Consider the following 12,806-nt stretch of genomic DNA (forward strand, 5'->3'; position numbering starts at 1 on the left):
CCGCGCGCATTCGCCGAAACGAGCGGGCCGCCCCGGCTTTTCGGGTGTTTTGGTAACGAGTAATGACAAAGCACGACGAACTTGCGTGAGGCTTTGCAACATAACCGCTATAATCGCCGCCTTTTCATCGGGCTATACGATTTCTGACATGAGCCAATCCAGCGACCTGATTCAATCTGCACAACGCACCATTCGCCTCGAAGTGGAAGCCGTACAAGGCTTGTTGCCCCATATCGACGCCGATTTCGTACGCGCTTGCGAGATGATTCTGGCCAGCAAGGGCCGTGTCGTCGTGGTCGGCATGGGCAAATCCGGGCACATCGGCAACAAGATTGCCGCCACCCTGGCCAGCACCGGCACCACGGCGTTTTTCGTGCATCCGGCCGAAGCCAGCCATGGCGACATGGGCATGATCACCCGCGACGACGTGATCCTCGCCCTGTCGAACTCCGGCTCGACCAATGAAATCGTCACCCTGCTGCCGCTGATCAAACGTCTGGGCATCCAGCTGATCAGCCTGACCGGCAACCCGAACTCGCCGCTGGCCAAGGCCGCCGAAGTGAATCTGAATGTTCACGTCGAGCACGAAGCCTGCCCGCTGAACCTCGCGCCAACCTCCTCGACCACCGCAGCACTGGTGATGGGCGACGCTCTGGCCGTGGCGCTGCTGGAAGCTCGCGGCTTTACCGCTGAAGACTTCGCCTTTTCCCACCCTGGCGGCGCATTGGGCCGGCGCCTGCTGCTGAAAGTCGAAAACGTCATGCACGCCGGGCAAGAGCTGCCGCAAGTACAGCGCGGCACCTTGCTGAGGGACGCGCTGATGGAAATGACCCGCAAGGGCCTGGGCATGACGGCAATTCTCGAAGCCGACGGCAAACTCGCCGGGATCTTCACCGACGGCGATTTGCGCCGCACGCTGGATCGCAGCATCGACGTGCACAGCGCCACCATCGATCAGGTGATGACCGCACACGGCAAGACCGTCCGCCCCGACATGCTCGCCGCCGAGGCCCTGAAAATCATGGAAGACCACCGGATCAACGCATTGATAGTGGTGGACAAGGAAGATCGCCCGATCGGCGCATTCAACCTCTCCGATCTGCTGCGTGCAGGAGTGATGTAAATGAACAACGATCTGCTGCAACGCGGCAAAGCGATCAAACTGGCGGTTTTCGACGTCGACGGCGTCCTCACCGACGGCCGCCTGTATTTCCTCGAAGACGGCAGCGAATTCAAGACTTTCAACACCCTCGACGGTCAAGGCATCAAAATGCTGATGAACGCCGGCGTGCAGACCGCAATCATCAGCGGCCGCAAAACGCCTGTGGTTGAACGTCGGGCGAAGAATCTGGGCATCCCGCACCTGTTTCAGGGGCGCGAAGACAAACTGGTGGTTCTTGACGGTCTTCTGGAACAACTGGGCCTAAGCTATGAACAGGTCGCCTACCTCGGCGACGACCTGCCGGACTTGCCGGTGATCCGCCGCGTAGGCCTGGGCATGGCTGTGGCCAACGCCGCGGCCTTCGTGCGCGAACACGCCCACGGCGTTACTCAGGCCCGTGGTGGCGAAGGTGCCGCCCGCGAGTTCTGCGAACTGATCCTGAGCGCTCAGGGCCACCTCGATGCGGCCAACAACGCTTACCTGTGAGTCGAACCATGTTTAGCAAAAAGTTTCGCAACACCCTGTTGTTCGGTTGCATCGCCGCGATCTTCGGTGCGGTCGGCTACTGGAACATCAGTCCGGAGCGCTTTCTCGACAAGCCCGTAGTCTCGGCAGCAGAGAGCCCGATCGACTGGTATGCGACCAACACCCGTACCGTGCAGTACCTCGAAGACGGCAAAGTGCAGTACGACATGACGTCCGAGAAGGCCGAGCACGTGAAGGTGACCGACATTACTCTGGTCACCAAACCTGATCTGAACATGTTCCGCGGGACTGACTTTCCGTGGCACGTGACCAGTGAGCGCGGCGAAGTGAATTCCGGCGGTACCGAAGTCGAACTGATCGACTCGGTACGCGTACAGCGCAGCGACGAAAAAAACCGCAGCACCCTGATCACCAGCACTCGCATGACGGTGTTCCCTCAGCAGCAATATGCGCAGACCCAGCAACCCGTTAGAATCGACGGCGCTGGCGGTGTATCGACTGGCGTGGGAATGAAAGCGTATTTGAAGGAAAGCAGGATACACCTGCTATCGAACGTAAGAGGACAGTATGAGGCTCGTTAAAACCCTCCCTATTTTGCTCAGCCTGGGCGCAGCACTGGGAAGCGTGAGCGCCTGGGCTCTGCCGAACGATCAATCGCAGCCAATCCGCATTCAGGCCGACGATGCCCAGCTGGACGACAAGAATGGCATCGCCACCTATAAAGGTGACGTGATCATTACCCAAGGTTCGATGATCGTCAAAGGCAACACCGTGACCATCACCCGTACCGCTGCCGGCGATATCGATGTGGTGACCTCGGTGGGCAACCTCGCCTACTTCGAGCAACTGCAAACTGCTGGTGACACCAAGCCTGTACAGGGCTGGGGTGTGACCATTCAGTACCACGCTGCGCAAAACCGCGTCGTGCTGATCGACAAGGCCAAGGTTGTCGACAAAGACAACAACACCACTCAAGGCGAAAAAATCGTCTATGACACGGTGAAGAAGCTGGCCAGCGCTGGTCGTGCTACCGGCAACAAGGTGACCGAGTCGCGTCCGCGCATCGACATGGTGATCCAGCCGAAGAAGAAAACCGAAGAGAAAACCCAGTAATGGCAACTCTGAAAGCTCAGCATCTGGCCAAGGCTTACAAGAGCCGTCAGGTCGTGCGCGACGTCAGCCTGTCGATTGACAGCGGGCAGATCGTCGGCCTGCTAGGCCCTAACGGCGCCGGCAAGACGACTTGCTTCTACATGATCGTCGGCCTGGTCCAGGCCGATCAGGGCCGCGTCCTGATCGACGATCTGGACGTCAGCCACCAGCCAATGCACGGCCGTGCGAAGGCCGGTATCGGCTATCTGCCGCAAGAAGCTTCGATCTTCCGCAAGCTGTCGGTGGCCGACAACATCATGGCCATCCTCGAAACGCGTCAGGAGCTCGACAAGGCCGGCCGTCGCAAAGAGCTGGAAAGCCTGCTGCAGGAATTCCACATCAGCCACATCCGCGACAACCTCGGCATGAGCCTGTCGGGTGGTGAACGTCGCCGGGTCGAAATCGCCCGCGCGCTGGCCACTGCACCGAAATTCATTCTGCTCGACGAACCGTTCGCCGGTGTTGACCCGATTTCGGTCGGCGACATCAAGCAGATCATCCATCACCTCAAGGCCAAGGGTATCGGTGTGTTGATCACCGACCACAACGTCCGTGAGACGCTGGACATCTGCGAAACTGCCTACATCGTCAACGACGGTCAACTGATCGCCGAAGGCGACTCGGCCACCATCCTCGCCAACGATCTGGTGAAGGAAGTGTATCTGGGTCACGAGTTCCGCCTGTGATCATTGGGGTGTCCTGGCACGAGCCTGGGCATCCCTGCGATTTTCTTGGTTTAATTGTTACGGTGCTCTAGGCAAACACTTCAGTTTCAGGCATATAATTTGCTTAAGTTTGGCGCTCCGGCGCCCTGTAGTGGATGGCGCATAGCGCCGGCGAATAAGGTGTTAAGCCCCTGCCATGAAACCATCGCTAGTCTTGAGAATGGGCCAGCAGCTGACGATGACACCGCAGCTGCAACAGGCCATCCGCCTGCTCCAATTGTCGACCCTGGATCTGCAACAGGAAATCCAGGAGGCTCTGGAATCCAATCCGATGCTCGAACGCCAGGAAGAAGGCGAAGACTTCGACAACTCCGATCCCCTCGCCGACAACGTCGAGCAGAAGCCCAACACCGAAACCCAGGAACCCTCTTTTCAGGAAAGCGCCCCGACGGTGGACAACCTCGAGGAAGGCGACTGGAACGAGCGCATCCCCAACGAATTGCCCGTCGATACTGCCTGGGAAGACGTCTACCAGACCAGCGCCAGCAGCCTGCCAAGCAACGACGATGACGAGTGGGACTTCACCACGCGTACCTCCGTCGGTGAAAGCCTGCAAAGCCATCTGCTGTGGCAGTTGAACCTCGCGCCGATGTCCGACACCGATCGCCTGATCGCCGTGACCCTGATCGACTGCATCAACAATCAGGGCTACCTCGACGAGACCCTCGAAGAAATTCTCGACGCCTTCGATCCCGAGCTCGATATCGAGCTGGATGAAATCGAAGCCGTGCTGCACCGCATCCAGCAATTCGAGCCAGCCGGCATCGGCGCACGCAACCTCAGCGAATGCCTGCTGCTGCAACTGCGTCAGCTACCCGCTAAAACGCCGTGGCTGGTCGAAGCCAAGCGTCTGGTCAGCGACTACATCGATCTGCTAGGCAGCCGCGATTACAGTCAGCTGATGCGGCGCATGAAGCTCAAGGAAGACGAGCTGCGCCAGGTCATCGAGCTGGTGCAAAGCCTCAATCCGCGTCCGGGTTCGCAAATCGAATCGTCCGAAGCCGAGTACGTGGTGCCGGACGTCATCGTGCGCAAGGACAACGAGCGCTGGCTGGTCGAACTGAACCAGGAATCCGTGCCGCGCCTGCGGGTCAACGCGCAGTACGCAGGTTTCGTCCGCCGTGCCGACACCAGCGCCGACAACACTTTCATGCGCAATCAGTTGCAGGAAGCGCGCTGGTTCATCAAAAGCCTGCAAAGCCGCAACGAAACCCTGATGAAAGTCGCCACGCAGATCGTCGAGCACCAGCGCGGCTTTCTGGAATACGGCGACGAAGCGATGAAGCCGCTGGTCTTGCATGACATCGCTGAAGCGGTCGGCATGCACGAATCGACGATTTCCCGCGTGACCACGCAGAAATTCATGCATACCCCGCGCGGTATATATGAACTGAAATACTTTTTCTCGAGCCACGTCAGCACCTCCGAAGGCGGTGAATGCTCGTCCACGGCGATCCGCGCGATCATCAAAAAACTGGTTGCCGCGGAAAATCAGAAAAAGCCGTTGAGTGACAGCAAGATCGCTGGTTTACTGGAGGCACAAGGCATTCAGGTGGCTCGCCGCACCGTCGCCAAGTACCGCGAATCTCTCGGGATCGCGCCTTCGAGCGAACGCAAGCGGTTGATGTAAGCCACGTTACAGCGTTCCAGTGGCAGGCTTTTCGGCCTGCCGCTTTATGCACTGGCAACGAAGGAGAAGCTGTATGCAAGTCAACATCAGTGGACACCAACTGGAAGTGACCGAACCTCTGCGCGACTACATCAACGAGAAACTTCAACGATTGGAGCGCCATTTCGACAAGATCACCAACGTGCAAGTCACGATGTGTGTCGAAAAGCTCAAGCAGAAAATCGAAGCCACCTTGCATATTCCCGGCAGTGAGGTCGTCGCAAACGCGGAACATACCGATATGTACGCAGCGATCGACGCATTGACCGACAAGCTCGACAAACAACTCAAAAAGCATAAGGAAAAGACCCAGAGCCTGCTTCAAGGCGCGACGGGTCGATAACCCCCCATTCCATGATCCGACTTGAAAGTATCCTGACCCCCGGCCGTTCCCTCGTGAACGTGCCGGGCGGCAGCAAAAAGAAAGCCCTCGAGCAAATTGCCAACCTGATCGCCCGGGAAGTTCCGGATCTGGAGATGCAAGATGTCTTCGAGGCTTTGATTGCCCGTGAAAAACTCGGTTCTACCGGTTTTGGCAACGGCATCGCCATCCCTCATTGCCGCCTCAAGGGCTGCGAATCCCCTATCAGCGCCTTGATACACCTGGAAGCTCCGATCGATTTCGACGCCATCGATGGTGCTCCGGTTGACCTGCTGTTCGTGCTGCTGGTCCCCGAAGCTGCCACCGATGCACACCTGGAACTGTTGCGACAGATTGCCAGCATGCTCGACCGCAAGGACGTCCGCGAAAAACTGCGTAGCGCCGCCAGTAACCAAGCCTTGTATCAGGTTGTCCTCGACGAGCAGAACGGGCAGTAATCATGCGTTTGATCATCGTCAGTGGCCGCTCCGGCTCGGGTAAAAGTACCGCTCTGAATGTCCTTGAGGACAACGGCTACTACTGCATCGACAATCTGCCGGCCGGCCTGCTGCCGGAACTGGCCGAACGCGCGCTGATTCACACCGAGTTGGCACAGCCACTGGTGGCGGTTTCCATCGACGCGCGTAATCTGCCGAGCCATCTCTCACGCTTTCCCGAGCTGCTTGAAGAAGTGCGCGGCCGGCACATCCAGTGCGATGTGTTGTATCTGGATGCCGATGAGGAAACCCTGCTCAAGCGCTTCTCGGAAACCCGTCGCCGCCACCCGCTGAGCAATGCCAACCGCTCGCTGGCCGAAGCCATCGATGACGAGACCGCCCTGCTCGGGCCGATCGCCGACCTGGCCGATCTGAAGGTCAACACCACCAACCTGAACCTGTACCAGCTACGCGATACCATAAAATTGCGCCTGCTGAACCAGCCTGAGCCGGGTACGGCGTTTCTGGTCGAGTCGTTCGGTTTCAAACGCGGCATGCCGGTGGATGCGGATCTGGTGTTCGACGTACGCTGCCTGCCCAACCCGTACTGGAAACCCGAGCTGCGCGCGCAGTCGGGTCTCGACGCACCGGTGGCCGAGTATCTGGCGGCACAGCCGGACGTCGAAGAGATGTACCAGGACATCTACGCTTATCTGTTCAAATGGCTGCCACGTTTCGCCGCAAGCAATCGTGCCTACGTCACTATTGCCATTGGCTGCACTGGCGGCCACCACCGCTCCGTCTACCTGACCGAACGTCTGGGTCAGGCGCTGCAGAAAACCTTGAAGAACGTCCAGGTTCGCCACCGCGACCTCAGCTAAAGGATTCACATCGCGATGCCTGCTCTGGAAATCGAAATCATCAACAAACTGGGCCTGCATGCCCGTGCGTCGGCGAAGTTCGTCGGCGTGGCCGGTCAGTTTCCGGATTGCACCATCAGAGTGGGCCGCACGCCGGAAACCACCGTGGATGGCAAAAGCATCATGGCGATGATGATGCTCGCTGCCGGCAAGGGCACGAAAATCTACCTGAGTACCGAAGGGCATCAGGAAGATGAGGCGCTGCAAGCGTTGGTGAATCTGATCAACAACTACTTCGATGAAGGCGGTTGATCGCTCAACCCAACGCCGTATCCATCACCATCATCAGGCAGAAGCCGATCAACAAGCCGAGGCTTGCCAGTTTGTCGTGACCATTGCGCCGCGACTCCGGGATGACTTCGTGCGTGACCACCAGCAACATCGCCCCGGCCGCCAGCGCCAATCCCAACGGCAACAACACCTGCGCCAGACTGACCAGCCGAGCACACAGTATCGCGAACACCGGCTCGACCAACCCTGACGCCGCGCCGATCAAAAACGCCCTGACCCTCGACATGCCGGCCCCGGCCAACACCAGCGCAATCACCAGCCCTTCCGGCACATCCTGCAATGCGATGCCCATCGCCAGGCTATCGGCATCCGGCATTGCGCCGCCGGCTGATACGCCGACCGCCATGCCTTCCGGGATGTTATGCGCGATGATCGCGAAGACGAACAGCCAGATACGCGGTGGAATTACCGGGTGCTCAAGCGTGCCAATGAGCATTTCCGGTGAGGCACCCGATACCTTGCGATCAACCAGATACAGACCGAATGCACCGAGCATGATCCCGAAGCAGATCAGGCCACTGGCGCCCCAAGGCGTCATGCCAAGGCTCTCTGCCGCAGCAATTCCCGGCACGATCAGCGAAAACGCCGTCGCCGCCAGCATCACCCCGGCGCCGAAACCGAGCAGTGTGTCGCCCAGCGCCTGCGGCATATTGCGAATCACCAGCACTGGCACCGCACCAAGCGCGGTGCCCAGCGCGCAGAGCGCTCCGCCCTGCAATGCTCGTGACAGCCTCGGCTCCAGATCCAGCCATTGCAGTCCGTGAGCGACCAGCAAGGTCATGCCCGCCAACAGCAACAGCGAACCGATTGCGTAACGGAACATGCGCCCACTTGCTCTCACCAGTGTTTCAGTGCCCATAGTCAGCCTTGGATTGTTTTCATTGGAGACTTAAACCAGCGCCGCCTGATAGCGCGCAGCGACTTGCGGCCAATTGATCACGTTGTAGAACGCGTTGATGTATTCCGGCCGACGGTTCTGGTAACGCAGGTAATAGGCGTGCTCCCAAACGTCGAGACCGAGAATCGGCGTGTTGCCGTTCATCAGCGGGCTGTCCTGATTACCGCTGCTTTCCACCACCAGTTGGTTATCCGGGGTCACGCTGAGCCACGCCCAGCCACTGCCGAAACGCGTCAGCGCAGCCTTGGTGAAGGCGTCTTTGAAACTGTCGAGACCGCCGAGTTGTTCATCGATGGCTTTGGCCAGCGCGCCGTCCGGTTTGCCGCCGCCATTGGGCTCCATGACTTCCCAGAACAGCGAATGATTGGCGTGACCGCCGCCCTGGTTGATCACCGCTGCGCGCAGTTTTTCCGGCAGATGCTGGACGCTGGCGACCAGTTTCTCCACCGGCCACTCGGCGTACTCAGTGCCCTCGACCGCAGCGTTAAGGTTATTGATGTAGGTCTGGTGGTGCTTGGTGTAGTGGATCTCCATGGTCTGCGCATCGATGTGCGGTTCCAGTGCGTCGTAGGCGTAAGGCAATGCAGGCAGAGTAAAAGCCATTTCAATGGACTCCATGCTGATGAGAGGCGGACAGTCGACGCGCATTGCCAGTGTGCGGGTGCAGCAGACGCTGGGTGCGCGGGTATTCACCGTGATCGCTGATGAAATTCAGCAGTTCGACGTAGGTCTTGCTGCTCTGGCGCAACGCCGCTTCCCGCAGTGCGAGGCGCTGACGTTCGTCCTGCATGGTCTGCAACAGCCGTTGATGGATCGCGCAGAGGTACTCGGCGCTTTCCTCCGGCTGATTCAGGCGCAGGTGCAGATCAGCCAGGTTGTGATGGGAGATGACGCAAGCCGCCACTGCTTCGTCGGCATCCGCCCAGCGTTCGAACAGCACCTGCGCCAAGGCCAGTGCTTGCAGATACGCCTCGCGGGCATCAATCAGCTCGCCCAGCATGAAGCAGCGATTAGCCCGTTCGATCGTGCGTTTCCAGTGCTCCATGGTGAGCCTCCAAAGCGGTTGCGGGGGTTACACGCCGCCAGCGGTGAGTTTCAGCCAGCTCGCTAATGAGATTTATCATTAGATGATAATGAGAAGCAAAACAAGGCTGCGATCTTTTTGATCCACAATAAAAAAGGCGCGCCACCCAATCGGGTGGCGCGCCTTTTTCTAAAACTGCGGAGGCTTAGCTGCCCGCGACAGTCATCTTCTCGATCAACACCGAGCCAGTGCGAATATTGCTGCGCAGTTCCAGATCATTCCCCACTGCAACAATCTGCTTGAACATGTCGCGCATGTTGCCGGCGATGGTCACTTCCTGCACCGCGAACTGGATTTCGCCGTTCTCGACCCAGAAACCCGCTGCGCCGCGCGAGTAATCACCGGTGACCATGTTCAAGCCATGGCCCATCAATTCAGTGACCAGCAGGCCACGCCCCATGCGCCGCAGCAACGCCGCCTGGTCTTCATCACCGTGGGTGACGAACAGGTTGTGTACACCGCCAGCGTTGGCGGTGCTCGGCATGCCGAGTTTGCGACCGGAGTACGTGCCAAGGATGTACGAGACCAATTCGCCTTTTTCGACGAACGGTTTGGCGTAGGTCGCCAGACCGTCACCGTCGTACGAGGCACTGCCCATGGCGCGCATCAGGTGCGGACGCTCGTCGATGGTCAGCCATTCCGGGAACAGCTTCTGTCCCAGCGTGCCTTCGAGGAACGACGACTTGCGATACAGACTGCCTCCGGAAACTGCCGACAGGAAACTGCCGAACAACCCGCCCGCCAGTTCAGCGGAAAACAATACCGGCACTTCACAAGTAGGCACCGGACGCGCGCCCAGACGGCTCGCAGCCCGTTGCGCAGCGCGCTGACCGATGCTGATCGGATCGGCCAGCAGTTCGCCCTGACGGCTCACGTCATACCAGTAATCACGCTGCATCTGGCCATCGGCCTCGGCGATCATCACGCAGCTCAGGCTGTGGCGGGTCGACGCGTAACCACCGATAAAGCCGTGGCTGTTGCCGTACACGCGACAGCCCTGATGGGTACTCAGCGTGGTGCCGTCAGCATTCTTGATGCGTGGATCGGCGTCGAACGCAGCCGCTTCACAGATCAAAGCCTTCTCGATGGCCTGCTCCGGGGTGATATCCCACTTGTGGAACAGGTCGAAATCCTGCTGCTCGCGCGCCATCAACGCGGCGTCAGCCAAACCGGACGCTTCGTCTTCGGAAGTGTGCTTGGCGATGGCCAGTGCGGCGGCCACGGTCTCGCGAATCGCATCGGGGCCGGTGGCGGACGTACTCGCCGAGCCTTTGCGCTGGCCGACATACAGAGTGATGCCGAAGCCCTGATCGCGGTTGAACTCGACCGTTTCGACTTCGCGCTGGCGTACCGAAGTCGACAGCCCCTGCTCCAGCGACACGGCTACTTCGCAGGCGCTGGCACCCTGACGCTTGGCTTCGGCGATGATCTGCTCGACTTGTTCCTGCAGTGCCGGCAATGCCTGCGGGCCGACGCTTTCAACTGCACTCATGCTCATCTCCACTCAAATTCTGCTTTCGGCTGGGGCCATCGAGCGACCGGGCCGGACAAGCGGCCCCCGACTGGTTATCATGGCGGCGTTTCTTTGCGGACTGCCACCATGGTTGATTCTTACGACGACTCCCTCGATACGGGAGAAAAAAGCAAATCTCAGGTCAAACGCGAGCTGCATGCTCTGGTTGACCTTGGCGAGCGCCTTACAACACTCAAGCCTGACTTGGTTGCGAAACTGCCTTTGACCGACGCTATGCGTCGTGCCTTGGCCGATGCGCCCAAGCACACCGCGAATATCGCGCGGAAACGGCATCTACAGTTCATCGGCAAACTGATGCGCGATCAGGACACTGACGCAATTCTGATCTTGCTCGATCAACTCGACGCCTCAACTCGTCAGTACAACGAGCGTTTCCACAATCTCGAACGCTGGCGTGACCGCCTGATCGCCGGTGACGACGCCGTGCTGGAGAAATTCGTCATCGATTACCCGGATGCCGATCGCCAGCAACTGCGTTCCCTGATCCGTCAGGCTCAGCATGAGGTTGCGCAAAACAAAGCGCCTGCCTCAAGCCGTAAAATCTTCAAGTACATCCGTGAGCTGGACGAGACTCAACGCGGTCTGCGTTGATGTTCGCCATCGGGTGGCCGCATCGCGCGCCACCCGAGGCTCCATCCCTTTTTACCCGCCCGTGCCACCTACGGTGATCGCGTCGATCTTCAGCGTCGGCTGACCCACGCCCACCGGCACCGATTGCCCATCCTTGCCGCAAGTCCCCACGCCGCTGTCCAGCGCCAGATCGTTACCCACCATCGATACCCGGCTCATCGCCTCAGGGCCGTTGCCGATCAACGTCGCGCCTTTGACCGGAGCGGTGATCTTGCCGTCCTCGATCAGATACGCCTCGCTGGTGGAGAACACGAACTTGCCGCTGGTGATATCAACCTGACCGCCGCCAAGGTTGGCGCAGTAGATGCCCTTCTTCACCGAAGCGATGATTTCTGCCGGATCGCTTTCGCCTCCGAGCATGTAGGTGTTGGTCATGCGCGGCATCGGCAGGTGCGCATAGGATTCGCGACGACCGTTGCCGGTGCGCGCCACGCCCATCAGGCGCGCGTTGAGCTTGTCCTGCATGTAGCCCTTGAGCACGCCGTTTTCGATCAGCGTGGTGCACTCGGTCGGGGTGCCTTCGTCGTCGACGCTCAGCGAACCGCGACGACCGCTCAAAGTGCCGTCATCGACGATGGTGCATAGCTTGGAGGCAACCATCTCACCCATGCGCCCGCTGTAGGCGGAACTGCCCTTGCGGTTGAAGTCACCTTCCAGACCATGACCGACCGCTTCGTGCAGCAGCACGCCGGACCAGCCCGAACCCAGCACCACCGGCAAAGTACCGGCCGGCGCCGGGATCGCTTCCAGATTGACCAATGCCTGACGCAGCGCTTCACGGGCGTAACCCATGGCACGGTCTTCAGCGAGGAAATAACGGTAATCGGTACGCCCGCCGCCGCCATGTCCACCGCGCTCGCGACGACCATTTTGCTCGACGATCACGCTGACGTTGAAGCGCACCAATGGGCGCACATCCGCCGCCAGACCGCCGTCGGTGGAAGCCACCAAAATGCGCTCCCAGACCCCGGCCATGCTCACGGTGACTTGCTGGATGCGCGGATCAAGTGCGCGGGTGGCGACGTCGATGCGTTTCAGCAGCTCGACCTTCTCGGCGCGGCTGAGCACTTCCAGCGGGTTATCCGGCGCATACAACTGGGCGACGTCTTGGGTAGTGAATGCCTGCACTGTGCCGTTCTGCCCGGCACGCGAGATCGAACGGGCCGCGCGAGCCGCAGCGCCGAGGGCTTCAAGGGTGATCGCGTTGCTGTAGGCGAAACCGGTTTTTTCCCCGGACTGCGCACGTACGCCAACGCCTTGGTCGAGATTGAAGCTGCCTTCCTTGACGATCCCGTCTTCGAGTGCCCACGACTCGGAAATCTGCCCCTGGAAATACAGGTCGGCAGCATCGATGCCCGGGCCGGCCAGATCGCCAAGCACCGCTTGCAGGCTCTCAATGGTCACGCCGCCGGGCGCCAACAGGTGATCACTGACTGAGGACAACAACTCGCTCATAG

General features: G+C 59.6%; 16 protein-coding genes. 11 read left to right on the forward strand and 5 right to left on the reverse strand.

Going from position 1 to position 12,806, the window contains the following annotated elements:
- Positions 1 to 148 precede the first annotated feature (148 nt).
- The 10 genes from ACP7EE_RS17390 to ACP7EE_RS17435 all read left to right on the forward strand — a co-directional run bounded on the left by ACP7EE_RS17390 (position 149) and on the right by ACP7EE_RS17435 (position 7,164).
- On the forward strand, positions 149 to 1,123 hold the full coding sequence (locus ACP7EE_RS17390) for a KpsF/GutQ family sugar-phosphate isomerase (RefSeq protein WP_426235529.1): 975 nt from the start codon (positions 149 to 151) through the stop codon (positions 1,121 to 1,123).
- Positions 1,124 to 1,648 carry a KdsC family phosphatase gene (locus ACP7EE_RS17395; RefSeq protein WP_426235531.1) on the forward strand — a complete coding sequence of 175 codons (525 nt, stop codon included), beginning with the start codon at positions 1,124 to 1,126 and terminating at the stop codon, positions 1,646 to 1,648. It begins immediately after the preceding gene.
- 8 nt (positions 1,649 to 1,656) lie between these two features.
- On the forward strand, positions 1,657 to 2,229 hold the full coding sequence (lptC, locus tag ACP7EE_RS17400) for an LPS export ABC transporter periplasmic protein LptC (protein ID WP_426235533.1): 573 nt from the start codon (positions 1,657 to 1,659) through the stop codon (positions 2,227 to 2,229).
- The gene (gene lptA / locus ACP7EE_RS17405; protein WP_426235535.1) at positions 2,216 to 2,761 is read left to right on the forward strand and encodes a lipopolysaccharide transport periplasmic protein LptA; all 546 of its coding nucleotides are present in this window, start codon (positions 2,216 to 2,218) and stop codon (positions 2,759 to 2,761) included. The genes lptC and lptA overlap by 14 nt, the downstream gene beginning before the upstream one ends.
- Positions 2,761 to 3,486, forward strand: a complete 726-nt coding sequence (gene lptB / locus ACP7EE_RS17410) for an LPS export ABC transporter ATP-binding protein (RefSeq protein WP_007953572.1) — start codon at positions 2,761 to 2,763, stop codon at positions 3,484 to 3,486. The genes lptA and lptB overlap by 1 nt, the downstream gene beginning before the upstream one ends.
- A 175-nt stretch (positions 3,487 to 3,661) precedes the next feature.
- Positions 3,662 to 5,155, forward strand: a complete 1,494-nt coding sequence (locus tag ACP7EE_RS17415; protein ID WP_420647629.1) for an RNA polymerase factor sigma-54 — start codon at positions 3,662 to 3,664, stop codon at positions 5,153 to 5,155.
- Between the two features lie 73 nt (positions 5,156 to 5,228).
- On the forward strand, positions 5,229 to 5,537 hold the full coding sequence (gene hpf / locus ACP7EE_RS17420) for a ribosome hibernation-promoting factor, HPF/YfiA family (protein ID WP_047299778.1): 309 nt from the start codon (positions 5,229 to 5,231) through the stop codon (positions 5,535 to 5,537).
- A gap of 11 nt (positions 5,538 to 5,548) precedes the next feature.
- Entirely contained in the window at positions 5,549 to 6,013 is a 465-nt protein-coding gene (gene ptsN / locus ACP7EE_RS17425; RefSeq protein WP_426235537.1) for a PTS IIA-like nitrogen regulatory protein PtsN, read from the forward strand.
- 2 nt (positions 6,014 to 6,015) lie between these two features.
- Positions 6,016 to 6,873, forward strand: a complete 858-nt coding sequence (gene rapZ, locus ACP7EE_RS17430) for an RNase adapter RapZ (RefSeq protein ID WP_420647627.1) — start codon at positions 6,016 to 6,018, stop codon at positions 6,871 to 6,873.
- A 15-nt stretch (positions 6,874 to 6,888) separates the two neighbouring features.
- Positions 6,889 to 7,164, forward strand: coding sequence for an HPr family phosphocarrier protein (locus tag ACP7EE_RS17435; protein WP_420647626.1), 276 nt, complete (start codon positions 6,889 to 6,891; stop codon positions 7,162 to 7,164).
- Positions 7,165 to 7,168: 4 nt separating this feature from the next.
- Here the strand turns inward: ACP7EE_RS17435 and ACP7EE_RS17440 are convergent, their stop codons facing one another.
- From ACP7EE_RS17440 to pmbA, 4 genes are all read right to left on the reverse strand, one after another.
- Positions 7,169 to 8,062: a ZIP family metal transporter gene (locus ACP7EE_RS17440; protein WP_426235540.1), complete on the reverse strand. Its 894-nt coding sequence runs from the start codon at positions 8,060 to 8,062 to the stop codon at positions 7,169 to 7,171.
- A 30-nt stretch (positions 8,063 to 8,092) separates the two neighbouring features.
- Positions 8,093 to 8,704: a superoxide dismutase gene (locus tag ACP7EE_RS17445; protein WP_426235542.1), complete on the reverse strand. Its 612-nt coding sequence runs from the start codon at positions 8,702 to 8,704 to the stop codon at positions 8,093 to 8,095.
- A gap of 1 nt (position 8,705) precedes the next feature.
- Positions 8,706 to 9,146, reverse strand: coding sequence for a hypothetical protein (locus ACP7EE_RS17450; protein ID WP_426202534.1), 441 nt, complete (start codon positions 9,144 to 9,146; stop codon positions 8,706 to 8,708).
- Positions 9,147 to 9,330: 184 nt separating this feature from the next.
- Complete coding sequence (pmbA, locus tag ACP7EE_RS17455) at positions 9,331 to 10,677, reverse strand: metalloprotease PmbA (RefSeq protein ID WP_426235543.1); 1,347 nt, start codon at positions 10,675 to 10,677, stop codon at positions 9,331 to 9,333.
- A 108-nt stretch (positions 10,678 to 10,785) separates the two neighbouring features.
- Between pmbA and yjgA the strand changes: the two genes are divergently transcribed.
- Complete coding sequence (gene yjgA, locus ACP7EE_RS17460; RefSeq protein WP_420647621.1) at positions 10,786 to 11,310, forward strand: ribosome biogenesis factor YjgA; 525 nt, start codon at positions 10,786 to 10,788, stop codon at positions 11,308 to 11,310.
- A gap of 51 nt (positions 11,311 to 11,361) precedes the next feature.
- On the opposite strand, the gene tldD is transcribed toward yjgA, so the two are convergent.
- On the reverse strand, positions 11,362 to 12,804 hold the full coding sequence (gene tldD / locus ACP7EE_RS17465; RefSeq protein ID WP_426202538.1) for a metalloprotease TldD: 1,443 nt from the start codon (positions 12,802 to 12,804) through the stop codon (positions 11,362 to 11,364).
- Positions 12,805 to 12,806 lie beyond the last annotated feature (2 nt).

Origin of the sequence: Pseudomonas sp. TWP3-2, assembly GCF_049897765.1 — a bacterium.
In the GTDB taxonomy this organism is placed as follows: Bacteria; Pseudomonadota; Gammaproteobacteria; order Pseudomonadales; family Pseudomonadaceae; genus Aquipseudomonas.

Excerpts from the sequence above, each read along its gene's own strand:
- ACP7EE_RS17390 (WP_426235529.1), top strand. The coding sequence starts at position 149 with ATGAGCCAATCCAGCGACCTGATTCAATCTGCACAACGCACCATTCGC.
- ACP7EE_RS17395 (WP_426235531.1), top strand. The coding sequence starts at position 1,124 with ATGAACAACGATCTGCTGCAACGCGGCAAAGCGATCAAACTGGCGGTT.
- lptC (WP_426235533.1), top strand. The coding sequence starts at position 1,657 with ATGTTTAGCAAAAAGTTTCGCAACACCCTGTTGTTCGGTTGCATCGCC.
- lptA (WP_426235535.1), top strand. The coding sequence starts at position 2,216 with ATGAGGCTCGTTAAAACCCTCCCTATTTTGCTCAGCCTGGGCGCAGCA.
- lptB (WP_007953572.1), top strand. The coding sequence starts at position 2,761 with ATGGCAACTCTGAAAGCTCAGCATCTGGCCAAGGCTTACAAGAGCCGT.
- ACP7EE_RS17415 (WP_420647629.1), top strand. The coding sequence starts at position 3,662 with ATGAAACCATCGCTAGTCTTGAGAATGGGCCAGCAGCTGACGATGACA.
- hpf (WP_047299778.1), top strand. The coding sequence starts at position 5,229 with ATGCAAGTCAACATCAGTGGACACCAACTGGAAGTGACCGAACCTCTG.
- ptsN (WP_426235537.1), top strand. The coding sequence starts at position 5,549 with ATGATCCGACTTGAAAGTATCCTGACCCCCGGCCGTTCCCTCGTGAAC.
- rapZ (WP_420647627.1), top strand. The coding sequence starts at position 6,016 with ATGCGTTTGATCATCGTCAGTGGCCGCTCCGGCTCGGGTAAAAGTACC.
- ACP7EE_RS17435 (WP_420647626.1), top strand. The coding sequence starts at position 6,889 with ATGCCTGCTCTGGAAATCGAAATCATCAACAAACTGGGCCTGCATGCC.
- ACP7EE_RS17440 (WP_426235540.1), bottom strand. The coding sequence starts at position 8,062 with ATGGGCACTGAAACACTGGTGAGAGCAAGTGGGCGCATGTTCCGTTAC.
- ACP7EE_RS17445 (WP_426235542.1), bottom strand. The coding sequence starts at position 8,704 with ATGGCTTTTACTCTGCCTGCATTGCCTTACGCCTACGACGCACTGGAA.
- ACP7EE_RS17450 (WP_426202534.1), bottom strand. The coding sequence starts at position 9,146 with ATGGAGCACTGGAAACGCACGATCGAACGGGCTAATCGCTGCTTCATG.
- pmbA (WP_426235543.1), bottom strand. The coding sequence starts at position 10,677 with ATGAGTGCAGTTGAAAGCGTCGGCCCGCAGGCATTGCCGGCACTGCAG.
- yjgA (WP_420647621.1), top strand. The coding sequence starts at position 10,786 with ATGGTTGATTCTTACGACGACTCCCTCGATACGGGAGAAAAAAGCAAA.
- tldD (WP_426202538.1), bottom strand. The coding sequence starts at position 12,804 with ATGAGCGAGTTGTTGTCCTCAGTCAGTGATCACCTGTTGGCGCCCGGC.